Source organism: Nonomuraea sp. NPDC049695 (genome assembly GCF_040674955.1).
Taxonomy (GTDB): domain Bacteria; phylum Actinomycetota; class Actinomycetes; order Streptosporangiales; family Streptosporangiaceae; genus Nonomuraea; species Nonomuraea helvata.
In genome coordinates this window covers 23,432-47,795 of sequence record NZ_JBFANV010000056.1, presented here as the reverse complement: position 1 = coordinate 47,795, position 24,364 = coordinate 23,432, and the positions used below count along the sequence as shown (strand labels likewise).

Here is a 24,364-nt window from a genome sequence, read left to right as displayed (position 1 = left end):
CCTTAAGACCATGAGAAGAGGATCTGAAGGCCGTTCCCGCACTCTGGGGACATGACGACACAGACCGCAGAGTACGAGATCACCCGCCACTACGACGCCCCCCGCGAGCTGGTGTGGGCCGCCTGGACCGACCCCGAGCGCTTCTCACGGTGGTTCGGCCCCCGGATGCTGACCACGCCGGTCGGCCGGATCACGCTGGACGCCCGTCCGGGCGGCGTCTGGCGCGCCACGCTGGTCGGCGAGGACGGGTTCGAGGCGACGCTGAACGGCACCTACCGCGAGGTGAGAGAGCCGGAGCGGCTGGTGTTCACCACGGGGGACCCGGACAATCCTGGCGACGGGCCGGCGTCGGTGGTCACGGTCGACTTCACCGAGGCGGACGGCGGGACGGAGATGCGCTTCCACCAGTACGGCGTCAACACCGACCCCCAGCACGCCGAGCAGGCCAAGGCGGGCTGGATCGAGTTCTTCGACCGGCTGGCCGAGCACCTTGCGGCATAGCTGTCACAGCAGGTCCGCGGCCTGGTCGAGCTTGAGGGCGGCGCCTTCCTGGTACGCGGCCGCGAAGGTGTACTCGCCGAGCGCATCACGTACCCTCGCCGACACCCGCTCGATGTCGGCCCGCTCGGCCGCCCCCGCGGGAGTCTGGTTGCGCTCTCTGGCCGCGGCCGCCATCCCCAGCAGCACGGCCGCCTTCTCGGTCGGCCCGGCGGCCGAGGCCACACCCTCGACGGCCCACGCCATCGTCCTGGGGTCGCCGATCTTCTGGGCCCCGGCCAGCGCCTCGACGTGCAGGTCCATGGCCGCCTCCGGGTCGCCGCGCAGCTCCAGCAGCAAGCCCAGCTCGATGAGCGTGTCCGGCAGGTGCAGGGCGGGCTCCACGTCCGGGCCGCGCGGCACCCCTTCGACCAGCAGGCGCAGGTGGGTCTCGGCCAGGTCCAGCCGGCCGGCCCGGCGCGCGGCGAAGGCGAGGCCCATCTGGCCCATGATCGTGCCCTCCTTGTAGCCCTGGCTCTCCGCCAGCTTCATGGCCCGCTCGCAGAACTCCATGCCGCGCTCGTACTCGCCGCTCTGCAACGCGATCCAGCCGAGCCAGGCGATGCGCGTGGAGACCTCCGGCCACAGCCCCAGATCCTCGGCCATCCGCAGCCCCTCGCCGAACAGCCGGTTGGCCCGCTCCGCGTCGGTCGCCATCTCGGCCAGCGACGCCAGCCACGCCGTGGCCTGCAGCAGCCCCCAGCGGTCGCCCAGCTCGGTGAACAGCCGCGCGCTCTCCTCACCGATCCGCTCCAGCGCCTCGATGTCCCGCGTCGTGAACGCGTCCCTGGCCTGTCTGGCCAGCGCCGCCGCGACGCCCCACCGATCGCCGACCTCCCTGAACGTGACCAGCGCCCGGCGCGTCAGCTCCTGAGCCGTCGGCATGTCCTGGATGTGCATACCGACGAACAGCTCGGCCCTGGCCCGTTCGCCCGGGTCCTCGACCCCCTTCAGCACGTGCTCCCACGCGACCTGCTCGCCCACCATGAGCGCGAACCCGGCCTCCCACGCCGCCGCCCTGGCCCTGACGGGTGAGGGGTCTCCCGGCACGGACAGCGCGGTCGCCATCGACCGTCTGCCCTCGGCCAGCCTGCCGCGCAGGAACCAGTACCAGGCGAGCGCGTTGACCAGCCGGGCCGCGCTGTCGGCGTCCTGCTGGGCGACCGCCGTGTCGAGCGCGGCCCGCATGTTCGCGGCCTCCGCGTCCAGGCGCAGCAGCCAGTCCCGCTGCTCGTGCCCGTACAGCTCAGGCTCGGCCCGTACGGCCAGCTCCAGGTAGTGGCGGAGGTGCGCGAGGCGGACCCGATCGAGCTCGCCCGCGTCGGACAGCCTGCCCCGGCAGTACTCGGAGACCGATTCGAGCAGCCGGTACCTGACGCCCGCGTGGGCGTCGGCGACGACCACGAGCGAGCGGTCGACCAGGCGGGCCAGCAGGTCGAGCACGTCGAGCTCGGACGCGTCGCACACGGACTCGGCGGCCTCCAGGGTGCAGCCGTCGGCGTGTACGGCGAGACGGCGCAGGACGCGGCGCTCCTCGTCGGACAGCAGGTCCCAGCTCCAGTCGATCACCGCGGTGAGCGTCTGCTGGCGGGCGGGCGCACCGCGCTGCCCCGAGGCCAGCAGCCGGAACCGGTCGTCCAGCCTGGCCACCACGCCGTGGACGCCCAGCGCCCGCACCCGGGTCGCGGCCAGCTCCAGCGCCAGCGGGATGCCGTCCAGCCGCCTGCAGAGCTGCGCGACGGCCTGCGCGTTGCCCGCGTCGAGCGCGAACCCGCGGGCGGAGGCCGCCGCCCTGGTCACGAAGAGCCTGACCGCGTCAGAGCGCGCCATCACCGCCAGATCGGCGCTGCCGGGCACGTCCAGCGGAGGCACGCTCCACAGCACCTCGCCGGCCACGGCCAGCGGCTCCCTGCTCGTGGCCAGGATCCGCAGCTCGGGACAGGCCCGCAGCAGCGTCTCGGCCAGCTCGGCGACCTGCTCGACCACGTGCTCGCAGTTGTCCAGCACCAGCAGCATCCGCCTGGCCCTGAGCGCCGCGGCGAGCTGCCGGTCCAGCTGGGTGGCCGGCGCGCTCGTGTCCTCGCGGATGTCCAGGGCCGCCAGCACGGCCTCGGCGGGGGAGCGGGACGCCTGGTCGAGCGCGACCAGCCAGGCGCCGTCCGCGAACCCGTCCACCAGCCGGTTCGCGGCCTCCAGCGCCAGCCTGGTCTTGCCCACCCCGCCACTGCCGGTGAGCGTCACCAGCCGCTCCTCGCCGACCAGCGCGCACACCTCGGCCAGCGCCTCGTCCCTGCCGACGAGCTTGCTGACGGGGGCGGGCAGGTTCGTGACGGGGCGGTCGGCGGGCACGCTCAGCGCGGGGTCCTGCCCGAGTATCGCCTGGTGGAGCGCGACCAGCTCGGGCCCGGGGTCGAGGCCGAGCTCGTCGGCCAGCCGTTCCCGCAGCTCGGCGTAGGAGGCCAGCGCCTCGCTCTGGCGGCCCGCGCGGTAGAGGGCACGCATGTGGACGGCGCGCAGCCGTTCCCTGAGCGGATGCCTGGCCACCAGGTCGCCCAGCTCGCCCACGAGCAGCCCGTGCTCGCCCAGCTCCAGCCGCGCCTCGGCGTGCTGCTCCAGCGCCGACAGCCGCTGCTCCTCCAGGCGGAGTACGGCCGACCTGGTGTACTCCTCGTCGGCGAAGTCCGCGTACGCGGGCCCCCGCCACAGTGCCAGCGCGTCGGCCAGCAGCCCCGCCTTGGTCCGCGGGCTGTCGGCGGCCTCGGCCCGGGCCAGCAGGGCGGCGAAGCGCGCGGCGTCCACGGCGCCGTCCTCGTTGCGCAGCAGGTAGCCGGGAGCTCGGGAGACGACGAGGTTCTTGCCGCCGGGCTCGGCGTCCTCGAACGCCTTGCGCAGCTGGGAGACCCGTACCTGCAGCGCGCCGGCCGGATTGCCCGGCGGCTCCTCACCCCAGAGATCGTCGACCAGCCGGTCCACGGACACCGGATGGCCCTCGTGGACGAGCAGGTCCACGAGCAGCGCGCGTACCTTCAGCCCCGGAACCGTGACGCTCTCGCCCGAGTCCGTCCACACGGCCAGCGGGCCCAGCACCCCAAAACGCATGCTCGTCACCTTATGTGCGGCCTTAAGCCCGCGGAAAGAACACCGGAAGCCCCTTACCGCACCGTGGAGGCAGCTGAAAGGGGAACGAAATGAACACCAGCACACTCACCGGCACACTCAGTGGCACACTCGCGGGCCGCCGGGAATGGACCGGTCTGGCCGTACTCGCCTCCGTGGCCTTGCTGCTCTCCATCGACGTCAGCGTGCTCTTCCTGGCGCTTCCGCACCTCAGCGCCGACCTCGGCGCCAGCGCGCCGCAGCAGCTCTGGATCATGGATGTCTACTCGTTCATGCTGGCCGGGTTCCTGGTCACCATGGGGACGCTGGGCGACAGGATCGGGCGGCGGAAGCTGCTGATGATCGGCGCGGCGGCGTTCGGGACCGCCTCCGTGGTGGCCGCGTACTCGGTGAGCGCCGAGATGCTGATCGCCGCGCGAGCGCTGCTCGGCATCGCCGGGGCGACGCTGCTGCCGTCGTCGATGGCGCTGATCAGGAACATGTTCCGGGACGGCAAGCAGATGGGGACCGCGATCGCGCTCTGGTACGGCTGCTTCATGCTGGGCATGGCGGTCGGGCCGCTGGTGGGCGGGGTGCTGCTCGAGCACTTCTGGTGGGGGTCGGCGTTCCTGATGGGGGTGCCGTTCATGATGCTGGTGCTGGTGGCCGCGCCGGCGCTGCTGCCCGAGTACCGCGACCCCGGCGCCGGGCGGCTCGACCTGGCCAGCGTGGCGCTGTCGCTGGCGACCATCCTGCCGGTCGTGTACGGGCTCAAGGAGATCGCCAGGAGCGGCTGGCACGCGGTGCCCGTGGCGGCGATCGTGGCGGGGGCCGCGTTCGGCGTGGTGTTCGTACGGCGGCAGCGCCGCCTCGCCGACCCCCTGCTGGATCTGCGGCTGTTCGCCAACCGGGCCTTCGCGACCACGCTCGGGACCATGCTGCTCGCCGGCGTCGTGATGGCCGGGACGACGCTGATGACCACCCAGTACCTGCAGACCGTCCAGGCGCTGTCCCCGCTGGAGGCCGGGCTCTGGCTCGTGCCGCAGAACCTCGCCATGATCGTCGCTCTGTCGCTGGCCCCGGGCCTCGCCCGCCGCCTCGGCGCCGTGTACGTGATGGCCGGCGGGTTCGCGGTGGGCGCGGTCGGACTGTTCCTGCACACGCAGGTGCCGAGCGTCGGAGGCACCGGGCTGGTCGTGACCGGGCTGGTGCTCGCCTCCGCGGGCGTCGCGCTGCCGATGGGCGTGGGCAACGGCGTCATCATGACGGCCGCGCCCGCGGAGAAGGCCGGCTCCGCGGCGTCGCTGTCGGAGACCAGCGGCGAGTTCGGCGTCGCGGTGGGCGTGGCCGCGCTGGGCAGCCTCGGCACCGCCGTCTACCGCGGGCAGCTTCCCGAGCACCTGCCGGTGGAGGCGGCGCGGGAGAGCATCACCGCCGCGGTGACGGCCGCCAAGGACCTGCCCGGCCTGCTGGACCTGGCGCGTGCCGCGTTCACCACGGGGCTCAACACGGTGGCGGCGATCAGCACGGTCACCTTCCTCGGCCTGGCCGCCATCACGCTGGTGGCCCTGAGGCGGCACAACCCGACGACGTGACCCACTCGGACGCCATCGCCGGACCGGCCCCCGTGGCCGGTCCGGCGGCGTTCTCGTTCGGGGCGGCGTTCCTGTTCACGGGGGCGTTCTTGGTCATGGAGCCGGCGAGGCCGACGAGGCCGTCGCCCGGCGCCGGGCGGCCAGCAGCATCGCGGCGGGCACCACGGCGAGGACGAACGGCGAGGGCTCGAACACCGCGGCCCCGGCCAGCGCCCAGAGCGCCACGCCGATCCCGAGGTACGGCGGCGGCACCTCCCCACGCCGCCCGAACCCCACGACCAGCGCCCCGATCAGCCCCAACGGCACCGCGAAGCTCCCCCAGACCAGCCAGAACGCGCCCACGTCCGGCGCGAGCCGCGACAGGTCGTCCGGCCCCGGCGGGAAGAACCACATTCCGCCGGCGAACCAGCTCGGGATGTGCTCGGCGCTCAGCGCCCCGGTGAGGACCAGGTGCGCGCAGGCCAGGAAGACCAGGATCCCGCCCGCCCGCTTTACGGAAACGGAAGTATCGGAACTCATGGTTCCGAATCATATTACGGGTCTGCCGGTTCCGTAATAAACTCGTCCGCATGAGACAGCCAGTGGGTCGCCCCAGGGACGGACGCGTGGACGGGGCCATCGCCGCGGCGGCCCGCGAACTGCTGGCCGAGCAGGGGTACGCACAGCTCACCGTGGACGCGGTGGCGGCGCGGGCAGGCGTCGGAAAGGCGGCCATCTACCGCCGCCACGCCACCAAGCAGGCCATGATCTTCGCGGCCGTCATGCACGACCTGGAGCTGGAGACGCCGCCTGACGCCGGCTCGCTGGCCGCCGATCTCGCCGCGGTCACCCGCGTCATCGCCACGACCCTGACCGCGCCGCCGCCGGGCGTGGTCCCGGGGATGCTGGCCGACGTTCACGCGGATGAGGGGATGGCGGCGGCGTTCGCTGAGACGTTCGTCCAGGCCGAGCGTGACTGCGTGACCGAGGTGCTGGACCGGGCGGTGGGGCGGGGGGAGCTGCCGCACCGGCCGGATCCGGCGCGGGTGCACGCCATGCTGCTGGGGCCGATCTTCGCCTGGCTGTTCCTGCTCCTCGAGGAGCGCGCCCGGCTGCCCGAGCTCGCCGAGGCGCTGGCCGCCGACGTGGCCCACAGCCTGACGACCGGCCCCGGCCAGGCACGGGACGCCTGACCTCCGGCGCCGAAGTACGGCGGGTCAGGCGTCGTGCGCAGGCGGGCTGTCGTGCGGAGGCCGGCCGTTGTGCGGAGGCCGGCTGTCGTGCGGAGGCTGGCCGTCGTGCGGGGGCCGGCTGTCGTGCGGGAGCGGCGGTGCCTTCTCGGCCGAGCCGCGGTAGCGGTCGGCGGCGTAGCGGCGGTCGTTCTCCTCAAGCTTGGCCTGTGCCGCCTCCACCAGGTCCACGCCGAGCACGTCGGCCAGCCGGATCAGGTAGAGGGTCACGTCCCCCAGTTCGGTACGCATCCTGGCGAGCGCGTCAGGGCCGGGGCTCCTGGACTCGTCGGCCGTCAGCCACTGGAACTCCGCCACCAGCTCCCCGACCTCGCCCGCCAGCGCCATCGCCAGGTTCTTCGGTGTGTGGAACTGCTCCCAGTCCCTGGCTCTGGCGAACTCGCGCAGGCGTACGGCAAGGCGCTCCAACTCCGTCGTCACGTCGAACGACCTTACCGACGCCCGCCGGTATGTTGCTGCTCGTGAATGGGGTCGAGCTGTTCCTGTTGGGCCGGACACTGATGAAGATCGGCGAGGAGGCGATGCCGACCGAGGGCATCGGTGAGCACTCCACGAGCGTGCGTACCGTCCTGATCGTCGCGAGCGATCTGCGTGGGCACCCGGACACCACCGTGGGCGAGATCGCCGCCCGTACCGGCCTGCCGCAGAGTGCCGTGTCGGCGGCCGTCGCGCGGCTGCGCACCGCGGGCGCGGTGATCACCGAGACGGACCCCGCGGACCGGCGGCGGACGATCATCCGTGAGGCTCCCAAGGTGTCCGACCGGGTGGCCGAGGTCCGGGACGCCTCGATCGACGCCGCACTGGCCGCCGCCCTGGGCACGGACGATCCCGAACGCGTGAGGGTGACCGTGGCGATGCTGGAGGAGCTGGCCGCGCGGCTGATCCCGGAAATAATGCATCGAAGTTGATGTATCTAATTTGATGGATTATCGTGATCTGCATGAACGCAGACATCCTTCACGTGCCGGGCGCCGATCTCCACTACGAGACACGCGGCACAGGGCCGCTCCTGCTGATCTCCCAGAGCGGCGAGGGTGACGCGGGCCGCAGCGTCGACCTGGTCGATCGGCTGGTGGACGAGTACACGGTGATCACGTACGACCGGCGCGGGCTCAGCCGCAGCACCATCCACGATCCCGAGGCCGGAGTGAGCGTGCGGCAGCACGCCGATGACGTGCACAGGCTCCTGGCCCACCTCACCGACCAGCCCGTGATCATGCTGGGCCAGAGTCTGGGCGCCTCCATCGGGCTCCACCTGGCCGTCGAGCACCCGGAGCAGATCGGCCTGCTCATCGCGCACGAGCCCGTCTCGCCCTGGCTGCTGCCCGAGGCCGAACGCGCCGAACACCGGGCGGAGCTGACCGAGCTCCAGAACATCTACGCCGAAGGCGGCCTGCCCGCCGCGATCGGCCAGGTCAAGCGGGTGCTCGGCATCACCGAGGACGCCGAGGCCGACCTGACCCCGCAGCCCATGACGGCCCAGCGACAGGCGAACTTCGACTTCTTCATCCGCCGCGACTTCACCGCCGTCGTGCAGGACGAGCTGGACCTGAGCGGCTGCCGTACCCGCATCCTGCCCGCGACCGGCCGCACCACCCCGCAGCACGTCTTCGATCACCGGTGCGCGGTCGAGCTGGCCAAGGTGCTCGGCACCGAGCTGGTGGAGTTCCCGGGCGGCCACAACGGCAACACCAGCCACCCCCGCGCGTACGCGGCCCGGCTCCGCGAGGTGCTCCAGGGCGTCAGCTGACCACCTCGTCCCGGCTCGCCCCCGAGCAGGGTCGGGGAAGCCGGACGGGCCGCGGTTCGAGCAGGGCGCACGGTTTCCACCGCCGCATCGGCGGCCTGACCGGCAAGCAGCCGCACAGGTCCCTCTTCCATCAGGGCTTTCTCCTCGCCACGTCGGCGTTGACCGTCGTGGTGGCTCGATGCGTGCTCTCACCAGGGTTAGGCTTCCCCAATGGAGTTGAAGGATCAGGTGCGTGAGCTGCGGGCTCAGGGCCGCTCTCCGAAGGAGATCGCCAAGGCGCTGAAGGTGTCGCCGTCCGTGGTGGCGCCGCTCGTGCGGGCCATCGCCGCGGAGACCCCCGCCGTCGACCCAGAGGTGGTCGGGTGCTGGGTCAACGTCGGCTGGAGCGAGGGGCTCACCGTCGATCCCGCCCGCGGGTGGGTGGACGAGGCACCGGAGTCGGGCACGGGCGGCATGGTCAGCGTGCTGGTCGCCCGACGGCACACCTGGGACAAGATGACCGTCAGCGGCTATCTCGCCGACGTCTACTGCCTCGGGCTGAAGAACGCCATCGGCCCCGACGTCCTCGACGAGCGCGAGCTCGCGCGCTTCCGCCAGTACTTCTTCGGCGAGTACGCGGGCTGGCAGGAGGTGCCGTTCGAGCTGGCCAAGGACATCGTGTTCGGGTCGATCGACTACGCCCGCACGCTCGGGTTCGAGGCGCATGAGGACTTCGCGCCCCTGGCCGACGACATGCTGGGCAAGTGGGAAGGCGACTCGGCGATCACGTTCGGCCGCAACGGCAAGCCGTTCTACGTGCAGGGGCCGGACGACAAGCCCCAGCGGGTCCTGCAGATCCTGCGCCGCAAGCTCACCGACGAGGAGTTCGACTACCTCATCGTAGACCCGTGACCCGCATCGTGATGTTGAGGCGGCCGGAGGCCAGCCCGGTGGCGGGATCGCCGGTGCCCGGATAGACCTTCGGCACGCCGTGGTAGGCGAAGCGCGACGGCCCCCCGAACACGAACAGGTCGCCCGAGGCGAGCTCGACGTCCGTGTACGGCCGGCCGCGCGTCTCCGTGTTGCCGAAGCGGAACAGGCACCGGTCGCCGATGCTCAGCGACACCACCGGGGCGTCCGACTTCTCGTCCTTGTCCTGGTGCATGCCCATCTTCGCCTGGCCGTCGTAGAAGTTGATCAGAGCGGTGTCGGGCTCGTACGTCTCGCCGGACGCCCCGTACGCGTCGGCCAGGGCGCGACGCCCCAGGTCGCCGAGCCAGCCGGGGAAGCCGGCCACCCGGCGACCGTTCACGTCGTGGGCGACGCGCGTGTACCTGTACGGCTGCCAGTGCCAGCCCACGCAGACCGTCCGCACCGACATGACACCGCCCCTGGGCAGCACGGTGTGCCGGATCGGCACCGGGCCCATGGCCCACTCGCGGCACGCCCGGACGAGGTGGCGCTGCTCGTCCAGCGTGAGCCACCCGGGCACATGCACCGCACCGGGCGCTATCTCCCGCATCGTCCACCCCCTCCTGGTCAGCGGGCGTCGTGGAAGACGAGCCCCAGCGTATGACGCAGCCCCGACCGTACGGTGCTCACTCCGTGCCGCACGGGGGAGGCCGACCAGCCCCGCGACGACCGTACGGGCCGGTCGCGCGTGGTGAAGATCAGCCCGTGTCCCTGCGGCAAGACGGTGACCGTGCCCCGCGACTGGGCCCGCGGCCGCTGCTCCACCAGCAGGAACTCGCCTCCCGTGTAATCGTCGCCCGGCCGGTCGAGCCCGATCACGACCTGCAACGGGAACACCAGGTCACCGTAGAGGTCGCGGTGCAGCGCGTTCCAGTCGTCCCGCTCGTACCGCAGCAGGATGGGCGTCGGCTTGGTCTGCCCGGCTCGGTGGCACATGTCGAGCCACTCGCCGAAGTCGTCCGGCCACGGCGCGGGCCATCCCAGCTTGGTCGCCCAGTCACGGGCGATCGGCAGCAGCTGCGGGTAGAGCTCCGCCCGCAGTCTCTCCACCAGCGGCGGGAACGGCCGGTCGAAGTACCGGTACTGCCCGGCCCCGAACCGGAACCGCTCCATGTCGATGGTGGACCGGAACAGCCCCGCCTCGCCGTACAGGCCGGCGATCTCCTTGCACTCCTGCGGGGTGAGCAGCGGCGGCGTGAGCGCGCACCCGTACGCGTTGACCTCCTCCGTCAGTTTCTCCCAGTTCACGACCCCACGCTCCAGAGCTGTGGCTGCAGGGCGCCTTCGAGGGTGAGCAGCTCGTGCTTGCGCTCGAGCCCGCCCGCGTACCCGGTCAGCGTGCCGTCCGCGCCGACGACGCGGTGGCAGGGGCGGACGATGAGCAGCGGGTTCGCACCGATGGCCGCGCCGACCGCGCGGATCCGGTCACGGGGCGCGCCGATGCGCGCGGTGAGCGCGCCGTAGGTTGTCGTGGTCCCGTACGGCAGCGCCGCCACCTCCGCCCACACCCGCTCCTGGAACGGGGTCCCGTGGGAGGCGAGCGGCAGGTCGAACGTCATCCGCTCGCCCGCGAAGTACTCGGCGAACTGCCGCTCGGCCTCGGCGAACGCGGCCGGATCCCGCTTCGGGCCCTCTCGCGTGCCCACGCCGAACGACACGCGCGTCAGCGCCGAGCCGTCACCGGCGAGCAGGATCTCACCCAGCGGGCTGTCGATCGTGGTGTAGATGTCCATGCTCTGTACAACACCGACGGGTGCGCGAAAGTCAGCGGTTTTCGGACATCGCAGCGTGGACGGCGTGGCGATGATCAGCGTAGCCTCGGTGACCATGGCCGAGTCGCGCGAGCACACCTTCACCGGCACCAAGGGCCTCAACACGGTCCGCGAGTGGCCCCATGACCGCCCCCGATACGTCGCCGTCCTCATCCACGGGTACGGCGAGCACATCGGCCGCTACGAGTACGTCGCCGACCGGCTCGTCCGGCACGGCGCCGCCGTCTACGGCCTCGACCACATGGGCCACGGCAAGTCGGCAGGGGACCGCGTGCTCGTCGTCGACTTCGAGGACGTGGTCACGGACGTGCACGCCGTCGAGGAGCGCGCCAGGGCCGACCACCCCGGCGTCCCCGTCGTGGTGATCGGCCACTCCATGGGCGGCATGATCGCCGCCCGATACGCCCAGCGCTACGGCGACGGCCTGGCCGCGCTCGTCCTGTCAGGGCCGGTGATCGGCGAATGGCAGGTCGTCCCGATACTGCTGGCCTACGAGGAGCTGCCGGACATCCCCATCGACCCGGCCACCCTCTCGCGCGACCTCTCGGTGGGGGCCGCGTACGCCGCCGACCCGCTGGTGTGGCACGGCCCGTTCAAGCGGGCCACGCTGGAGGCGTTCGCCAAGACGCTGGCCACCATCGCCAAGGGCGGCAGCCTCGGGTCGCTGCCCACGCTCTGGGTGCACGGGGCCGACGACGAGCTCGTCCCGCTGAGCGGCAGCCGTTCCGGCATCGAGGCGATCAAGGGTACGGACCTGACCGAGCGGATCTACGAGGGCGCCAGGCACGAGGTCTTCAACGAGACCAACAAGGACGAGGTCCTGGACGACGTGACGGGCTTCGTCGACCGGGCTGTTTGACAAGCCTATTTGACGGAGAGCCACACGTACCCCGAGCCCCGGGTGCGGGTGAGCTCGATCTTCCAGCAACCGCGCTTCGGGAACACGAACCCCGTGCCCCATTCCTCGCCCGGCCGCTGCCAGCTCGACCCGCCATGCTTCTCGGGACCCCAGGTGAGCCTGGCCGGCGTACCGTCGGCAAGCGCCGCCCTGACCCGCAGCGGCCCCTCACCGGTCATGCGCCACACGATCTTGATCTCTTTGCGGCCGGCGAGCGGCGGGCCTGGGGCGAACAGCAACCCCCACAGCTCCGCGTCCCGCGCCGTCCCGCGCACCTCTGGGAACCCCTCACTGAGGATCACCGAGGTCCCGTTGCACACCGCTCGGGTGGCCGTCGGACTCGGGGTGATGGCCGGGATGTCAGAGCTCGGGACGGCGGACCTCGCCACGGGGGCAGGGGCAGGGGCGGGGGCCCCGGCCCCGGCCGAACACCCGGCGACCAGCAAGAGCATTGCCACCATCGACTGCTTCATCGAACCTCCTCGCTCTCTCTACTCGGGATCGGCGCAGGAGGTTCCGGCCGATGAGTTTTCCTTGGCGGCGGGGTCTGCATGGGGTGAGGAGGCGATATGTGCGAGCAGACATTGGCATCGGCCGCAGGGGTGGCGCTGCTGGAGCGGGCGATCGACTACGCGGTGGGCAGCCTCCGCATCGTCACGACGGCAGCCCTCTGCCGGGCGACACCCTGTGCGGACTGGAACCTCCAGCGCCTGCTCGACCACCTGGCCGACTCGCTCCAGACCCTGAACGACGCCGCCACCGGCCACGTGCTCCCGCCGCCGTCAAGGATCGGCCACGTCTTCCCGCCGCCGGTGGACGAGGTCTCAAGGGGCGCCTGCCACAACCCGGCGCTCCACCTCCGGGACGGCGCCACCGAAGTCCTGGCCCTGTGGACGGGCACTCTCGCAAGCAACCGGACCGCGGGCACCCCTCCCGGCAACGAGCTGATCGCCATAGCCGGCCACCACCTCACGAGCCCGGTGGTGGCCGCGGTGGGCGCGATCGAGATCGCCGTGCACGGCTGGGACGTGGCCAGATCCTGCGGCGAGCACCGCCCGATCCCGTCCCTGATGGCCGACGAACTGCTGGACCTGGCCCAGCTGTTCGTGACCGGGGACGACCGGCCGCACAGGTTCGCCCCGCGCGTGACCGTGTCCCCGCACGCCCCCGCCGAGGACCGCCTCCTGGCCTACCTCGGCCGCGATCCGAATTGATCAACAGGCCCCTGACCAGCCCGGCAACCCCAACCTCAAGGACAGAACACCCAGCCCCGGGCACCATTTCCCGCTCACACGCCGTACGATCATCTTGTACGGCAAGTCAAAGGCGCTCGTCATCGCGAGCCCGACACGCGTCCGGCCGGTTGTCAGCGGGGCGGCGAGCTGATCGCCGCGACCAGGCCGACAACGTGGTGGCGACGACCGTTCTTCGTGCGGCCGTCGCCACCACCACGCCCGCCCGCTTCATCTCCGTGTTCCAGCGCCTGGCCTTCGTCGCGGTGCCGGCCGGGCCGGTTACTCGTCCTGCGCTTGACGTGCGGCCTGCGCGGTGACGCGGTCAATGACCTGGACGGCGAGATCGGGCTGGTCGACGTAGATGTAGTGCCCGCTCTTCGTGGCCGTGCGCAGCTTGCCGACGCTGGACAGCGCAAGCCATTTGCGCTGGCCCGCGGCCCACGCCTGCTCCAGGCGTGGCCCGTACGCGGGGACGGCCGCGAGGTACTGCTTCCCGTGCTGGATCACCTCCACCGGGATGTTCCCTGCGGAACGGACCTTGCCGTCGGTGATGACGAGCTTCTCCGGGTTCTCGCCCTGGAAGATCGCCAGATTCTGCGCGCGCAGCTCGGCCGCGGGGCCGGTGGCGGACTCGGGGATCGCCTTCGTGATGTCGGCCACCATGGTCGGCGGGGTGGCGTCCATCAGGACCAGCCCCTTGACCCTGTCCTGGTGGTCAGGGGCGTACCTGGCGGCGATCAGCCCGCCCAGCGAGTGCCCGGCCAGGACGACCGGGCCGTCACCGGCGACGCGGTCGAGCACCCCGGTCAGGATCTTCCCGGTGCTGGAGAAGCTCTGAGGGCCGTCCGGCTGGTCGCTCGCGCCCGCGCCGAGCCGGTCGTAGGAACAGACCCGGTTCCGCTTGCTCAGCGTCTTCTGGATGGCGGCCAGCTTGTCCAACCCATCGCCTCCCCCGTGCATCAGGACGATGACCGGCCGGCCTTTCTCCGGGTCGCCCGAACAGGACACGTTCACCGACCGGCCCGCGACCTCGATTTTCTCGGTCCCGGAGATCGGGGCGGCGTCGGCTGTCCGCGTGGCGGGGGCCAAGGGATCCCAGTTCTCCACCGCGTCGCCGTCGCAGCCGGCGGCCCCCGCGCCGAGCACTGTGCAGCACAGCGCGGCCACAACGGATGTCTTGATCTTGCGGAGCATGAGGTCCTCCAGTGAGGGAGCCGGCGCGGGAGTGATGCGCACGGCGGTGCAGCGGGGAAGTCGGGCGGAGCGCCGTGACTGCGTCGTAACGCTACGGATCGGGCGCTCCGGGATCGTCCCCGTGTGGTGGACATTCGCCGGTAGCTCGTGCGAGGGACAGGCGAGTGTCCACCGTGCGGGGACGATTCCCGAGCGCCGGATCCCTAGCGTTTCTCGGCGTAGCGGCGGCGCCCCGTCGCCGAATCCCCCCCACGTAAGGGAGTCGTCATGCGGTTGTTGAAACAGCTCGTGCCCGTAGCGGTGGTCGCCTTCGCCGGCGGCGCGATCGTGGGCGCGGTGCAGGGGAGCCCGCTCCTCACTCTGCTCCTCGGTGTCGCGACGGCCGTACTCGCCGTGCTCGTGTACGCCCGCGTGGTGCGGTGGTCCGAGCACCGGGCACCGGCGGAGGTGGCGGCGAAGGGCGCCGCCCGCGCCATCGCGCGAGGGGCGCTGATCGGGGTCGCGTTGTTCGCGGCCGTCATCGTGAACATCGCCTTCGTGGGCGGCTACCGGATCGACGGCCAGGGCTCGCTGACGGGCGCGGTCGGGCTGTTCGGCTTCATGGCCGCCGCCGCGGTGACGGAGGAGCTGCTGTTCCGCGGCATCCTGTTCAGGATCGTCGAGGAACGCACGGGGACGTGGCCGGCGCTGGCGCTGACCGGCCTGCTGTTCGGCCTGTCGCACCTGTTCAACCCGCACGCCGACCTGTGGGGCGCGATCGCCATCGCGGTCGAGGCGGGCGGCATGCTCGCCGCCGCCTACGCCGCCACCCGCACCCTGTGGGTGCCGATCGGCGTGCACTTCGGCTGGAACTTCGCGGCGGCCGGCATCTTCGGCACCGAGGTCTCGGGCAACGGCGCGACGCAGGGGCTGCTGCACGGCGTGACGTCGGGCCCGGCCCTGCTCACGGGCGGTGAGTTCGGGCCGGAGGCGAGCCCGTACGCGGTGGTGTTCGGCCTGCTGCTGATGGTCGTGTTCATGTGGCTGGCCCGCCGGCGCGGCAACGTGGTCCCGATCCGGCGCGGCGCGACCGCTACGCTCGCCCCATGATCGATCTACGGCGCGTCACGGACCTCTGGCGGCGGTCCGACGCCGTGGTCCGGGACTTACCGTTCGGGCTGCTGATAGCCGTCGCATCGCTCCTGCCGGCGCTGCACGGCAAGGGGACGCAGGTCGGCGACCTGCCGGTCCGGCCCTTCGACGCGCTGGCGTTCGTGGCGATCGCCCTGGAGTCCCTTCCGCTCGCCGTGCGCCGGCGGTGGCCGGCCGTGTGCCTGGCTCTGGTGTCGCTCGGCTTCGTCCTCGACCAGCTCCGCGCCTACCACGTGTTCGCGAGCAGCGCGATGCCCATCGCGCTCATCAGCGCGGGCGCCCACCTGGAGCGTCACCGGCGCGTCACCGTGGTCCTCCTCTCCGTGGCGTACGTGCCGCTGGCGCTCGCGCTCGGCCGGCTCGGCGCGAGCGAGAGGGTGGAAGGTTACGTGGTGTTCTACCTGGCCCTGGCCCTCGCGTGGGGCATCGGGGCCTGGCTGCGCTCCACCCGCGCCACCGAGGCGGAACGCCGCCGCCACATCGCCGAGGCCACCCGCGCCGCCGAACGCACCCGGATCGCCCGCGAGCTCCACGACGTCGTGACGCACCACGTGACGGCGATGGTCGTGCAGGCCGAGGCGGCCCGCTACCTGACGGCCGCGCCCGATCGCATCGACGCGACGCTGAGCGCCGTCAGCGACACCGGCCGGCGGGCCATCACCGACCTGCGGCACATGCTCGACCTGCTCAAAGCCGATCACGACACCGACGTCAGCATGCCGTCCGCCGGCGAGCTCCACACACTCGTGGAGCAGACCCGCCAAGCCGGGCAGCCGGTGGAGTTCGCCGAGGAGGGCAGTCCGGCGGAATCGGCGGGCAGCGCCGAGTTCGTGACCTATAGGGTCGTCCAGGAGGCCCTGACGAACGCCCTCAAATACGCCCACGGCAGCCCCACCTCGGTCCGGGTGCGCTACGGCGAGAAGGAGATCAGCGTGGTGGTCAGCACCGACGGCCCCGGCTCCAGGGCCGCCTCTCCCGGCGGGAGCGGGCGGGGCCTGGCCGGGCTCCGCGAGCGGGTGGACGCCCTGGGCGGCGAGTTCAGCGCCGACCGGCAGGCGGGCGGCGGCTTCGTGGTACGGGCCCGCATCCCCGCGGGGAGCCGGTCGTGAGCGCGCCGGTCCGGGTCCTGGTCTGCGACGACCAGGCGTTGATCCGCACCGGGTTCGCGACGATCATCGATGCGCAGCCGGACCTGGAGGTGGTGGGCGAGTGCGGCGACGGCCGCGCCGCGGTCGATCTCGCCCGCCGGCTGAGCCCCGACATCGTGGTGATGGACGTGCGGATGCCGGTGCTCGACGGCATCGGGGCGACCCGCCTGCTGGCCGGCGCCGGGGTCGAGAATCCGATCAAGGTGCTCGTGGTGACGACGTTCAACCTGGACGAGTATGTCTACGAGGCGCTGCGCGCGGGGGCAAGCGGGTTCCTGCTCAAGGACGCGCCGCCGGCGCAGCTCCTGCACGGCATCCGCACGGTCGCCTCGGGCGCCGCGCTGCTGGCACCCGAGGTGACGCGGCAGCTCGTCGGCAGGTACGCGTCCCGGATCCGCCCGGCCCAGGAAACGCCCGACGAGACCGCGCTGACCCCGCGCGAGCTGGAGGTGCTGCGCCTCATCGCCGACGGCCTGTCCAACAGCGAGATCGCCGCCACGCTGGTGATCAGCCAGGAGACCGTCAAGACGTACGTGTCGCGCATCCTGACCAAGCTCGACCTGCGTGACCGCGTGCAGGCGGTGGTCTACGCCTACCGCAGGGGCCTGGTGACCTGAGGCACACCGCCCGGAAACCTCGATGGGGCGAACGCCATGCTCCCTGCCGACTTCTCACGGCGGCCTCCGCAAGGCAAGGGGCCCCGGCCCGCTGCGCGCGGCGCCTCAGGTGTCCTCGCGGAGGACCTCAAGCAGCTGCTCCCCGTATTTCGCCAGCTTGTTCTCCCCGACGCCGTTGATCCCGCTCAGCTCGGCGACCGAGGACGGCCGGACGGTGGCGATCTCCCTCAACGTCGCGTCGTGGAAGATGACGTACGCGGGCACCCCCTGCTCCTTCGCCGTGGCGGCCCGCCACGAGCGGAGCCGTTCGAAGAGCGGGGCGGCCTCGGCGGACAGCTCGGTCACCGCCTTGTCCTTGGCAGAAGCCGCCGCCTTGGCACGGACCGGGCGCAGGGTGTCGCGGCGCAGCAGCACCTCGTGCTGCCCGCGCAGCACCGACGCGCTGGCGTCGGTCAGCACCAGCGCCCCGTAGTCGGACTCCACCGCCAGCAGCCCCTGCGCCAGCAGCTGCCGCACCACGCCGTGCCACTCCGCGTTGCCCAGCTCCGCGCCCACCCCGAACACGGACAGCGTCTCGTGGCCGTGCTGCAGCACCTTGGCCGTCTTCTTGCCGAGCAGGATGTCGACCACCTGCCCCACCCCGAACTTCTGCCGCCGCTCCCGTGCCAGCCGCAGCACGGTCGAGAGCACCTTCTGGGCGGCGATCGTGCCGTCCCACGACTCCGGCGCCGTCTGGCAGGTGTCGCAGTTTCCGCACGGCTCGGCGCCCTTCTGCCCGAAGTAGTCGAGCAGCATCACCCGGCGGCAGCCCACGGTCTCGCACAGCGCCAGCATGGCGTCGAGATGGAGCACCTGGCGGCGGCGGTGTGCCTCGTCGCCTTCCATGGCCATCCGGCGGTGCTGGACGACATCCTGGAGGCCGTACGCCATCCACGCCGTGGCGGGCAGCCCGTCGCGGCCCGCGCGCCCGGTCTCCTGGTAGTAGCCCTCGACCGACTTCGGCAGGTCGAGGTGGGCGACGAAGCGCACGTCAGGCTTGTCGATGCCCATGCCGAACGCGATCGTGGCCACCACGATCAGCCCGTCCTCCCGCAGGAACCGGGCCTGGTGGGTGGCGCGGGTGCGGGCGTCGAGCCCCGCGTGGTACGGCACCGCGGCGATGCCGTTGTCCGCCAGGAACTCCGCGATCTTCTCGACCGAGGAGCGCGACAGGCAGTAGACGATGCCCGACTCGCCGGGGTGCTCGGTGCGCAGGAACTCCAGCAGCTGCCGCTTGGGCTCGCTCTTGGGCGTGATGCGGTAGTGGATGTTGGGCCGGTCGAAGCCGGCGACGAAGTGGCGGGCCTGGTCGAGGCCGAGCCGGGAGGAGATCTCGGCGTGGGTGGCCGGGGTGGCGGTGGCGGTCAGCGCGATGCGCGGCACCTCCGGCCAGCGCTCGCGCAGCGTGGACAGCTCGAGGTAGTCGGGGCGGAAGTCGTGCCCCCACTGCGCCACGCAGTGCGCCTCGTCGATGGCGAACACCGAGATCTCGCCCTTGGCCAGCAGCCGCAGCGTGGCGTCCACCCGCAGCCGCTCGGGGGCGAGGTAGAGCAGGTCGAGCTCGCCGGCCAGGAACTCGGACTCGACCAGCTGGCGTTCGTCGAAGTCCTGCGTCGAGTTGAGGAACCCCGCCCGCACGCCGAGCGCGCGCAACGCGTCGACCTGGTCCTGCATCAACGCGATCAATGGGGAGATGACCACCCCCACGCCACGCCGCACCAGCGCGGGGATCTGGTAGCAGAGCGATTTGCCGCCGCCGGTGGGCATGAGGACGAGCGCGTCGCCGCCGGTCACGACATGGTCGATGATCTCCTGCTGTCCCGCCCTGAACGAGTCGTAGCCGAACACGCGGTGCAGAACCTCGGTGGGGGTATCCATGCGGCTACCTTACGTGTTCGGGGGTGAACGTTTCGTGAGTTCCGCCCACGGCGATCGGACCCGCCTGCGGCCTCCGGACGGCGCCCCACCAGTCTGCCCGACCTATCCCGGTAACCGCGCCACCGCCGCCTTCCCCACGCCACTCCGCTCGTGTGGTGGGAGGGTGCGTGGTGCCTGGTGCGGGCGCGGACAGAGAGGTGCGGCCAGGCAGGGCAGGGCCCGGACGGAAAGGGGCGGTCGGGCGGGGGGCAGGGCGCGGGCGGAAAGGGGCGGTCAGGCGGGGGCGGGACCCGGGCGGATGCCGCGGTCGTAGGCCACCAGGGAGAGGGCGCCGAGCGCGCATGCCGCCGCCACCGCCCCCATGACGACCGGGTACCCGGCGAACTGGGCGATCCCCGCCGCCAGCAGCGGCGCGACCGCCTTGGCCGCCGTGATGGGCAGCGCGAGCGCCCCGCTCAGCGACGCGTACGCCCCCGTGCCGTACCGGTCGGCCAGCAGCGCGGGCCGGGCGATGGTCGCCACCCCGAACCCCAGCCCGAACAGCACGACGGCGGCCACGGCCCCCGGCAGGCTCCGTCCCACCAGGGGCAGGAGCACCGCCGCCAGCCCCTGCAGCCCGAACATGACGGCAGTGATCAGGGCCACCGACCACCGCCCCTGCAGCCCCGTGGTGACGAGCCGCCCGGTGACGGACAGCACCCCGAGCAGCCCCGCCACACTGGCCGCGAACACGGGTGGATGTCCCAGGGCGATCAGGTACGTGACCAGCAGCATCCCCATGACCCCCACCGCGCCCGTCTGGGTGAGGAAGGCCGCCGCCAGCAGCCAGAAGGGCCGCTCACGCAGAGCCGCCCCGACGATCTCGCGCCGGTCGGCACGCGGCGGCGCCTTGCGGCTCCGCACGGCCAGCGCGTGCAGCGGGACCGAGGTCAACGCGTATCCGACGGCCAGGATGACCAGCGCCTGCCGCCACCCGTACAGGTGGACGAGAAAGCCCGTCAGCGGCAGGAAGATGGTGGACGCGAACCCCGCCACGACCGTCACCGCGAGTAACGCGCGCGCCCGCCTGGTCGCGTCGAACCAGGCGACGATCACCGCGAACGCCGCCTCGTACAGCACCATCGCCGACGCCACGCCCAGCACTCCGCACACCAGGTACAACTGCGTGACGGAGCGCACCTGGGACCACGCCAGCACCGCCAGACCGCCCAGCACCGAGCCCACGGTCATCAGCCCGCGGCCGCCGTGACGGTCCAGCCAGCGCCCGATGACCGGCGCCACCACCCCCGACACCAGCACGGCCAGCGTGATCGCCCCGGTGAGCTGCGCGACGCCCGCGTGCAGTTCGCGGGACATCGGCGGGATGAACACAGAGAAAGCGTAATAGAGCACGCCGTAACCGACGGTCTGCGTGATAGAGAGAGCGCCGATCATCCAAACATGGGACTTCGATCCGGCTGCGTCGATCACGCCGGGAATAATTCCCGTTCACCGAGAGGAAATACGGTGATAAAAGTCACTTCATCCGATCAGTGCCAACGGATTGTTAAATAGGAATAACGTCGAGTCATGAGTTTTTCCTACGTGGTGACCGGCGGCGGACGTGGAATTGGAAAGGCCGTGGTGGAACGGCTGCTCGGTGAGAAGGACACCGTCGTGGCCGTCGAACGCGACCCTGACGCGCTCTCCTGGGCCGGCCCCAGGGTCGTCCCCGTGATCGGCGACGCCGCCGACGAGGAGGTCGCCGCCTGGGCCGCCGACCTGGCCCAGGAGTCGGGCACGTTGCGCGGCTGGGTCAACAACGCGGCCGTGTTCCGGGACGCGTCCGTCCATTCCGAGCCGATCTCCGAGGTCAGGGCACTGATCGCGGCCAACCTCGACCTCGCCGTCGTCGGCTGCGCCACCGCCGTGCGCCACTTCCTCGCGGCCGGTACGCCCGGCGCCATCGTCAACATCACCTCGCACCAGGCCACCAGGGCGGTGCCCGGCGGCCTCCCGTACGCGACCGCCAAGGCCGCCACGGAGGGCCTGACGAGGTCGCTGGCCGTGGAGTACGGCAGGCACGGCATCAGGGTCAACGCCGTGGCCCCAGGCTCGGTGGCCACGGAGCGGTACGAGGCGTTCCTGGCCTCCCAGACGCCCGAGGGGCGCCAGGCGGTCGAGGAGCAGCTCGCCAGGCTGCACCCCTTGGGCCGGGTCGCCACCCCGGCGGAGGTGGCCTCCGTCGTGGCGCACCTCCTCTCGGACGAGGCCGCGTTCGTCAACGGCGCCACGATCCCCGTGGACGGCGGGCGTACGGTGCTCGGAATCGATCCTGAAGCGCGGGAATGAAAACCGTTGTCGTCTGGTTGAGAGGGGCATGAAGAAGAACCTGCACCCCGCCTACCGTCCCGTCGTCTTCCGTGACCCCAGCGTCGGGTACGCCTTCCTCACCCGCTCCACCCTGGCCTCCGACCAGACCGTCGAGTGGGAGGACGGCAGGACGTACCCCGTCGTCGACGTGGACGTGTCGTCCGCCAGCCACCCCTTCTACACCGGCCGCGGCCGCATTCTCGACTCCGCGGGTCGCGTCGAGCGCTTCAACCAGCGTTATGGGAGGAAGTGACGTCTGTCCGGAACAGGCGGGCATGCCTGCGCTACTGGTGGGTAAAAGGGGGTCACCGGCATCGGAGCAGTGGTGATGGCGATGAGTCTCTCTGGAAAGGAACGCCGCATTCTCGCTGAGATCGAGCAGGCCCTTGAGCGAGAGGACCCCGAGCTGGCCAAGCGTGTCGCGGCGATCAACAAGATCGAGTCCGACGGGGACATCTTCCCCCAGGCGTACGGTGATCGCCTGCGCATGTGGGCGCTGGCACACGTCTGGATGATCTTCGCCGTCGGGGCGCTGATGATCGTGCTGCTCCTGCTGGCCGTGCTGACCACCTGACCCACGCCACCGTTGCCGTCGGAACCCCCGGCCCCCAGGTGGTCAGGCGAGGCACCTCAGGGCCGAGACGATACGCGGCTCGATCCCGTGCGAGGCGGGCAGGCGCCCGACCGTGGCCTCCACGAACTCCGGGTACGACAGCGAGGCGGTGACGCCGTTCACGGCGCTCCAGATCTCGTCGGCCGTCTGCTCCACCTGCACCTTGGCCTCCTGCTCCGCCAGCACGAACCGCCCCACGGCCACCCGCCAGAACGTCCTGTCGTCGGCCTCGGAGTCGGCGACGGGCGCGCCGACGTCGTCGGCGTGGGTGGCGTACTCGGAGTCGTAATGGAAGGCCTGCAGGCCGCACGGATAGGGCCCGGCCATCGTGTCGATCAGCGCGTCGGGCCCGAGCTCCCGCATGCGCCGCCGCGTCTCGCCGTTCATGGTCCGCCACTCATCCAGCACGTCCTCCACGGGCATGCCGCGCCGCTGCCGCACCGACCACTCGTTGAAGTCGTTGAACCCGGACACGCCGGCCTTGGAGAGCCGGGTCAGCAGATCCTGCACGGCCCCGTCGAGACAGGCGTGGTTGTAGAGCTCCTCGCCGGCCAGATGGCCCAGCACGTCCCGTACCGACCAGCCGTCGCAGCGGGACGGCCGCTGCCAGCCGGCGTCGTCGAGCCCGCTGAAGAACCGGTCGAGCCGCGCCGCCTCGGCGTCGAAGATGTCGAACGGATTGAAGTCTTTGAGCAGGTCGTCGGCCATACCCGGACGCTACCCGCTATGTGCCTGCTTTCACGGCCATGGCACCGATGGCGGACCTGACCCGGTTGTACTCGTCCGGGCAGGAAGGCGCCCGCTCGGGCGGTACCCACCCGCCCATGGCGATGCGGCGGTACTTGCCGGGGTCGGCGCCGTACAGCAGGCAGGAGAACGTGGCGGACTCGTCCGGCCCCGACAGCCCCTCGATGCCGGTGTGGCCGGCGAGCAGGTGACGGGCCTCGGCGGAGGTCACCACGCGCTCGGGCGCGTCGGCGAGGAGCGTCAGCGCCGCGAACTGGTCGGCCTGCCCGTCGCTGTCGGGCAGGCCGTTGAGTGTGGTCAGGGCGTGGCCGAGCTCGTGGTGGAAGAGCACGGACAGCGCCGCCTCGACGCGAGCGGACCTGGTGCCGGCGTCGGCCTCCTCGGTCTCGGAGATGCCGTCCAGCACGCGCCGGGCATGGTCGACCAGCTGGTAGCAGATGGTGATCCGGCGCTCACCGTGGTCCCAGGTGGCCTCCGCCGCGTCGCAGTCACGCGCGACCACCCTGACCGGCGCGGGCAGCCGGATCCCGGTCTCCAGCGCGCCGCTGTCCTTGAGGAGCTTCCTGGCCTGTTCGGCCCGGGAGGAGCCCGGCTGCTCGTAGCTCACCGACAGCTCCGGCGAAGGGGCCGCTCCCAGCGTGCTCGTCATGCTCAGGACGAGGGCGATGAGGGGAAACGGCATGCGGAGGCTCCTTCGGGGGTCGGTCGACGCAATGCGACAGTCCATGCGCGGGATGGGAGATCGCTAAACCTGCATGCCGGTTCGGGAAAGCCGAAGGCCCGGCTCCCTGAGGGAGCCGGGCCTCGGTGCTATGGACTAGCGACGCCACCAAGGGCCGTAGACCCGCACGTAGTCCGTGCGGCTCGTGGCACTCTGCAGGTCGTCGTCACCGTCGAAAACGGCCCTGAACGTGCCGCTCTTGTAGGCACGCGTCGAGGCGTAGAACTTACCGCCCCACCTGGTCTTGGCGGAGGCGACCCACTTCCAGCCGCTGGAGCCGTTCGCGCGGAAGAAGACGTTCACCTTCTCGCCGCGGACGCCCTCCCAGCCCTCGTCATCCACCTGGAGACGGCCGGAGAACTCGATCCTCTTGCCCTTGCGGACCTTGTACGGGTCGGCGCTGAAGCCCGTGATGCGCGTCGCGGCCTTGCCCTTCTGGAGCTCGACCGAGAAGTACGCCGTGTCCTTGGCGATCTCCTTGCCGGAGCTGTCGAAGGCCACGGCGGTGGCGCTCCACTTGCCGGTCGCGTCGCCCTCGGTGAAGCCGACGGCGAAGCGCCAGCCCTCGAGGTCCCTGACGTCCTTGGCGCGCAGCGTGCGGACGCTGTCGGGCGCCACGCTGAGCTCGACCTTCTTGACGTCGGAGCTGGCCCCGATGTCGAAGTAGGCGGTCGTCTCGGCTCCGGCCTTGACCACGACCGGGTTGGGCGTGATGTCCCGGATCTTGAGCTGCGTGTCGGCCTTGGTGGCAGCCGAGGCGGCCCCCGCGCCCGACAGCAGCATGGCTCCACCGACAATGGCGGAGGCGATACCCAGTGCGATCTTTCTCATGAGGGTGCTGATTCCTCTCCCCGTATTGAC

Annotated in this window: 27 protein-coding genes; 14 read left to right on the top strand and 13 right to left on the bottom strand. The window is 71.5% G+C overall.

Going from position 1 to position 24,364, the window contains the following annotated elements; all coding sequences use genetic code 11:
- Positions 1 to 51: 51 nt before the first annotated feature.
- Positions 52 to 501 (top strand): SRPBCC domain-containing protein, encoded by a 450-nt coding sequence (locus tag AB0J64_RS36635; RefSeq protein WP_364037705.1) that lies wholly within the window; start codon positions 52 to 54, stop codon positions 499 to 501.
- A gap of 3 nt (positions 502 to 504) precedes the next feature.
- On the opposite strand, the gene AB0J64_RS36630 is transcribed toward AB0J64_RS36635, so the two are convergent.
- Positions 505 to 3,636, bottom strand: a complete 3,132-nt coding sequence (locus AB0J64_RS36630; protein WP_364037702.1) for a BTAD domain-containing putative transcriptional regulator — start codon at positions 3,634 to 3,636, stop codon at positions 505 to 507.
- Positions 3,637 to 3,725: 89 nt separating this feature from the next.
- Between AB0J64_RS36630 and AB0J64_RS36625 the strand changes: the two genes are divergently transcribed.
- Positions 3,726 to 5,228 carry an MFS transporter gene (locus tag AB0J64_RS36625; RefSeq protein WP_364037699.1) on the top strand — a complete coding sequence of 501 codons (1,503 nt, stop codon included), beginning with the start codon at positions 3,726 to 3,728 and terminating at the stop codon, positions 5,226 to 5,228.
- Between the two features lie 93 nt (positions 5,229 to 5,321).
- Here the strand turns inward: AB0J64_RS36625 and AB0J64_RS36620 are convergent, their stop codons facing one another.
- Complete coding sequence (locus tag AB0J64_RS36620; protein ID WP_364037696.1) at positions 5,322 to 5,747, bottom strand: hypothetical protein; 426 nt, start codon at positions 5,745 to 5,747, stop codon at positions 5,322 to 5,324.
- 50 nt (positions 5,748 to 5,797) lie between these two features.
- Here AB0J64_RS36620 and AB0J64_RS36615 point away from each other — a divergent pair, with 50 nt between their 5' ends.
- Positions 5,798 to 6,400: a TetR/AcrR family transcriptional regulator gene (locus tag AB0J64_RS36615; RefSeq protein ID WP_364037693.1), complete on the top strand. Its 603-nt coding sequence runs from the start codon at positions 5,798 to 5,800 to the stop codon at positions 6,398 to 6,400.
- A gap of 24 nt (positions 6,401 to 6,424) precedes the next feature.
- Here the strand turns inward: AB0J64_RS36615 and AB0J64_RS36610 are convergent, their stop codons facing one another.
- Complete coding sequence (locus tag AB0J64_RS36610; RefSeq protein ID WP_364037690.1) at positions 6,425 to 6,877, bottom strand: nucleotide pyrophosphohydrolase; 453 nt, start codon at positions 6,875 to 6,877, stop codon at positions 6,425 to 6,427.
- A gap of 41 nt (positions 6,878 to 6,918) precedes the next feature.
- On the opposite strand from AB0J64_RS36610, the gene AB0J64_RS36605 reads away from it, so the two are divergent.
- From AB0J64_RS36605 to AB0J64_RS36595, 3 genes are all read left to right on the top strand, one after another.
- Positions 6,919 to 7,365, top strand: a complete 447-nt coding sequence (locus AB0J64_RS36605; protein ID WP_364037687.1) for a MarR family transcriptional regulator — start codon at positions 6,919 to 6,921, stop codon at positions 7,363 to 7,365.
- A gap of 32 nt (positions 7,366 to 7,397) precedes the next feature.
- Positions 7,398 to 8,207 carry an alpha/beta hydrolase gene (locus tag AB0J64_RS36600; protein ID WP_364037684.1) on the top strand — a complete coding sequence of 270 codons (810 nt, stop codon included), beginning with the start codon at positions 7,398 to 7,400 and terminating at the stop codon, positions 8,205 to 8,207.
- A gap of 210 nt (positions 8,208 to 8,417) precedes the next feature.
- On the top strand, positions 8,418 to 9,098 hold the full coding sequence (locus tag AB0J64_RS36595; protein WP_364037681.1) for a helix-turn-helix domain-containing protein: 681 nt from the start codon (positions 8,418 to 8,420) through the stop codon (positions 9,096 to 9,098).
- On the opposite strand, the gene AB0J64_RS36590 is transcribed toward AB0J64_RS36595, so the two are convergent.
- Genes AB0J64_RS36590 through AB0J64_RS36580 form a run of 3 tightly spaced genes read right to left on the bottom strand, consistent with a single transcriptional unit; the run spans position 9,082 to position 10,891 of the window.
- Positions 9,082 to 9,708, bottom strand: a complete 627-nt coding sequence (locus tag AB0J64_RS36590) for an alpha-ketoglutarate-dependent dioxygenase AlkB (RefSeq protein ID WP_364037678.1) — start codon at positions 9,706 to 9,708, stop codon at positions 9,082 to 9,084. The genes AB0J64_RS36595 and AB0J64_RS36590 overlap by 17 nt on opposite strands.
- A gap of 17 nt (positions 9,709 to 9,725) precedes the next feature.
- Complete coding sequence (locus AB0J64_RS36585) at positions 9,726 to 10,406, bottom strand: 2OG-Fe(II) oxygenase (protein ID WP_364037675.1); 681 nt, start codon at positions 10,404 to 10,406, stop codon at positions 9,726 to 9,728.
- Positions 10,403 to 10,891 carry a methylated-DNA--[protein]-cysteine S-methyltransferase gene (locus AB0J64_RS36580; RefSeq protein WP_364037672.1) on the bottom strand — a complete coding sequence of 163 codons (489 nt, stop codon included), beginning with the start codon at positions 10,889 to 10,891 and terminating at the stop codon, positions 10,403 to 10,405. The genes AB0J64_RS36585 and AB0J64_RS36580 overlap by 4 nt, the downstream gene beginning before the upstream one ends.
- 70 nt (positions 10,892 to 10,961) lie before the next feature.
- Here AB0J64_RS36580 and AB0J64_RS36575 point away from each other — a divergent pair, with 70 nt between their 5' ends.
- Positions 10,962 to 11,789 (top strand): lysophospholipase, encoded by an 828-nt coding sequence (locus AB0J64_RS36575; RefSeq protein WP_364037779.1) that lies wholly within the window; start codon positions 10,962 to 10,964, stop codon positions 11,787 to 11,789.
- A gap of 5 nt (positions 11,790 to 11,794) precedes the next feature.
- Here the strand turns inward: AB0J64_RS36575 and AB0J64_RS36570 are convergent, their stop codons facing one another.
- Positions 11,795 to 12,301: a hypothetical protein gene (locus AB0J64_RS36570; RefSeq protein WP_364037669.1), complete on the bottom strand. Its 507-nt coding sequence runs from the start codon at positions 12,299 to 12,301 to the stop codon at positions 11,795 to 11,797.
- 96 nt (positions 12,302 to 12,397) lie between these two features.
- On the opposite strand from AB0J64_RS36570, the gene AB0J64_RS36565 reads away from it, so the two are divergent.
- Positions 12,398 to 13,042 carry a maleylpyruvate isomerase N-terminal domain-containing protein gene (locus AB0J64_RS36565; protein ID WP_364037666.1) on the top strand — a complete coding sequence of 215 codons (645 nt, stop codon included), beginning with the start codon at positions 12,398 to 12,400 and terminating at the stop codon, positions 13,040 to 13,042.
- A 300-nt stretch (positions 13,043 to 13,342) separates the two neighbouring features.
- Here AB0J64_RS36565 and AB0J64_RS36560 read toward each other — a convergent pair whose 3' ends face one another.
- Positions 13,343 to 14,257: an alpha/beta hydrolase gene (locus tag AB0J64_RS36560; protein WP_364037663.1), complete on the bottom strand. Its 915-nt coding sequence runs from the start codon at positions 14,255 to 14,257 to the stop codon at positions 13,343 to 13,345.
- A gap of 267 nt (positions 14,258 to 14,524) precedes the next feature.
- Between AB0J64_RS36560 and AB0J64_RS36555 the strand changes: the two genes are divergently transcribed.
- From AB0J64_RS36555 to AB0J64_RS36545, 3 genes are read left to right on the top strand one after another with little or no spacing between them, the layout of a single operon-like run.
- On the top strand, positions 14,525 to 15,346 hold the full coding sequence (locus AB0J64_RS36555; protein ID WP_364037660.1) for a type II CAAX endopeptidase family protein: 822 nt from the start codon (positions 14,525 to 14,527) through the stop codon (positions 15,344 to 15,346).
- The gene (locus AB0J64_RS36550; RefSeq protein ID WP_364037657.1) at positions 15,343 to 16,497 is read left to right on the top strand and encodes a histidine kinase; all 1,155 of its coding nucleotides are present in this window, start codon (positions 15,343 to 15,345) and stop codon (positions 16,495 to 16,497) included. Before AB0J64_RS36555 ends, AB0J64_RS36550 begins: the two co-directional genes overlap by 4 nt.
- Positions 16,494 to 17,153: a response regulator transcription factor gene (locus AB0J64_RS36545; RefSeq protein WP_364037654.1), complete on the top strand. Its 660-nt coding sequence runs from the start codon at positions 16,494 to 16,496 to the stop codon at positions 17,151 to 17,153. Before AB0J64_RS36550 ends, AB0J64_RS36545 begins: the two co-directional genes overlap by 4 nt.
- A 105-nt stretch (positions 17,154 to 17,258) precedes the next feature.
- Here AB0J64_RS36545 and recQ read toward each other — a convergent pair whose 3' ends face one another.
- Positions 17,259 to 19,070: a DNA helicase RecQ gene (recQ, locus tag AB0J64_RS36540; RefSeq protein WP_364037651.1), complete on the bottom strand. Its 1,812-nt coding sequence runs from the start codon at positions 19,068 to 19,070 to the stop codon at positions 17,259 to 17,261.
- A gap of 273 nt (positions 19,071 to 19,343) precedes the next feature.
- Entirely contained in the window at positions 19,344 to 20,504 is a 1,161-nt protein-coding gene (locus AB0J64_RS36535; RefSeq protein ID WP_364037648.1) for an MFS transporter, read from the bottom strand.
- Between the two features lie 135 nt (positions 20,505 to 20,639).
- Here AB0J64_RS36535 and AB0J64_RS36530 point away from each other — a divergent pair, with 135 nt between their 5' ends.
- From AB0J64_RS36530 to AB0J64_RS36520, 3 genes are all read left to right on the top strand, one after another.
- Positions 20,640 to 21,401, top strand: coding sequence for an SDR family oxidoreductase (locus AB0J64_RS36530; RefSeq protein ID WP_364037645.1), 762 nt, complete (start codon positions 20,640 to 20,642; stop codon positions 21,399 to 21,401).
- A gap of 28 nt (positions 21,402 to 21,429) precedes the next feature.
- Positions 21,430 to 21,675 (top strand): type B 50S ribosomal protein L31, encoded by a 246-nt coding sequence (locus AB0J64_RS36525; RefSeq protein WP_344987183.1) that lies wholly within the window; start codon positions 21,430 to 21,432, stop codon positions 21,673 to 21,675.
- Positions 21,676 to 21,756: 81 nt separating this feature from the next.
- Positions 21,757 to 21,996, top strand: coding sequence for a DUF3040 domain-containing protein (locus AB0J64_RS36520; RefSeq protein WP_344987182.1), 240 nt, complete (start codon positions 21,757 to 21,759; stop codon positions 21,994 to 21,996).
- A gap of 42 nt (positions 21,997 to 22,038) precedes the next feature.
- Here the strand turns inward: AB0J64_RS36520 and AB0J64_RS36515 are convergent, their stop codons facing one another.
- The 3 genes from AB0J64_RS36515 to AB0J64_RS36505 all read right to left on the bottom strand — a co-directional run bounded on the left by AB0J64_RS36515 (position 22,039) and on the right by AB0J64_RS36505 (position 24,334).
- Positions 22,039 to 22,743, bottom strand: coding sequence for a maleylpyruvate isomerase family mycothiol-dependent enzyme (locus AB0J64_RS36515; protein ID WP_364037641.1), 705 nt, complete (start codon positions 22,741 to 22,743; stop codon positions 22,039 to 22,041).
- A 16-nt stretch (positions 22,744 to 22,759) separates the two neighbouring features.
- Complete coding sequence (locus AB0J64_RS36510; protein WP_364037638.1) at positions 22,760 to 23,464, bottom strand: DUF4344 domain-containing metallopeptidase; 705 nt, start codon at positions 23,462 to 23,464, stop codon at positions 22,760 to 22,762.
- A gap of 135 nt (positions 23,465 to 23,599) precedes the next feature.
- Positions 23,600 to 24,334, bottom strand: a complete 735-nt coding sequence (locus AB0J64_RS36505; RefSeq protein WP_364037635.1) for a hypothetical protein — start codon at positions 24,332 to 24,334, stop codon at positions 23,600 to 23,602.
- Positions 24,335 to 24,364 lie beyond the last annotated feature (30 nt).

Excerpts from the sequence above, each read along its gene's own strand:
- AB0J64_RS36525 (WP_344987183.1), top strand. The coding sequence starts at position 21,430 with ATGAAGAAGAACCTGCACCCCGCCTACCGTCCCGTCGTCTTCCGTGAC.
- AB0J64_RS36565 (WP_364037666.1), top strand. The coding sequence starts at position 12,398 with ATGTGCGAGCAGACATTGGCATCGGCCGCAGGGGTGGCGCTGCTGGAG.
- AB0J64_RS36620 (WP_364037696.1), bottom strand. The coding sequence starts at position 5,747 with ATGAGTTCCGATACTTCCGTTTCCGTAAAGCGGGCGGGCGGGATCCTG.
- AB0J64_RS36515 (WP_364037641.1), bottom strand. The coding sequence starts at position 22,743 with ATGGCCGACGACCTGCTCAAAGACTTCAATCCGTTCGACATCTTCGAC.
- AB0J64_RS36560 (WP_364037663.1), bottom strand. The coding sequence starts at position 14,257 with ATGCTCCGCAAGATCAAGACATCCGTTGTGGCCGCGCTGTGCTGCACA.
- AB0J64_RS36600 (WP_364037684.1), top strand. The coding sequence starts at position 7,398 with ATGAACGCAGACATCCTTCACGTGCCGGGCGCCGATCTCCACTACGAG.
- AB0J64_RS36580 (WP_364037672.1), bottom strand. The coding sequence starts at position 10,891 with ATGGACATCTACACCACGATCGACAGCCCGCTGGGTGAGATCCTGCTC.
- AB0J64_RS36595 (WP_364037681.1), top strand. The coding sequence starts at position 8,418 with ATGGAGTTGAAGGATCAGGTGCGTGAGCTGCGGGCTCAGGGCCGCTCT.
- AB0J64_RS36530 (WP_364037645.1), top strand. The coding sequence starts at position 20,640 with ATGAGTTTTTCCTACGTGGTGACCGGCGGCGGACGTGGAATTGGAAAG.
- AB0J64_RS36555 (WP_364037660.1), top strand. The coding sequence starts at position 14,525 with ATGCGGTTGTTGAAACAGCTCGTGCCCGTAGCGGTGGTCGCCTTCGCC.
- AB0J64_RS36520 (WP_344987182.1), top strand. The coding sequence starts at position 21,757 with ATGAGTCTCTCTGGAAAGGAACGCCGCATTCTCGCTGAGATCGAGCAG.
- AB0J64_RS36570 (WP_364037669.1), bottom strand. The coding sequence starts at position 12,301 with ATGAAGCAGTCGATGGTGGCAATGCTCTTGCTGGTCGCCGGGTGTTCG.
- AB0J64_RS36630 (WP_364037702.1), bottom strand. The coding sequence starts at position 3,636 with ATGCGTTTTGGGGTGCTGGGCCCGCTGGCCGTGTGGACGGACTCGGGC.
- AB0J64_RS36575 (WP_364037779.1), top strand. The coding sequence starts at position 10,962 with ATGATCAGCGTAGCCTCGGTGACCATGGCCGAGTCGCGCGAGCACACC.
- recQ (WP_364037651.1), bottom strand. The coding sequence starts at position 19,070 with ATGGATACCCCCACCGAGGTTCTGCACCGCGTGTTCGGCTACGACTCG.
- AB0J64_RS36615 (WP_364037693.1), top strand. The coding sequence starts at position 5,798 with ATGAGACAGCCAGTGGGTCGCCCCAGGGACGGACGCGTGGACGGGGCC.
- AB0J64_RS36550 (WP_364037657.1), top strand. The coding sequence starts at position 15,343 with ATGATCGATCTACGGCGCGTCACGGACCTCTGGCGGCGGTCCGACGCC.
- AB0J64_RS36635 (WP_364037705.1), top strand. The coding sequence starts at position 52 with ATGACGACACAGACCGCAGAGTACGAGATCACCCGCCACTACGACGCC.
- AB0J64_RS36510 (WP_364037638.1), bottom strand. The coding sequence starts at position 23,464 with ATGCCGTTTCCCCTCATCGCCCTCGTCCTGAGCATGACGAGCACGCTG.
- AB0J64_RS36505 (WP_364037635.1), bottom strand. The coding sequence starts at position 24,334 with ATGAGAAAGATCGCACTGGGTATCGCCTCCGCCATTGTCGGTGGAGCC.
- AB0J64_RS36535 (WP_364037648.1), bottom strand. The coding sequence starts at position 20,504 with ATGATCGGCGCTCTCTCTATCACGCAGACCGTCGGTTACGGCGTGCTC.
- AB0J64_RS36590 (WP_364037678.1), bottom strand. The coding sequence starts at position 9,708 with ATGCGGGAGATAGCGCCCGGTGCGGTGCATGTGCCCGGGTGGCTCACG.
- AB0J64_RS36625 (WP_364037699.1), top strand. The coding sequence starts at position 3,726 with ATGAACACCAGCACACTCACCGGCACACTCAGTGGCACACTCGCGGGC.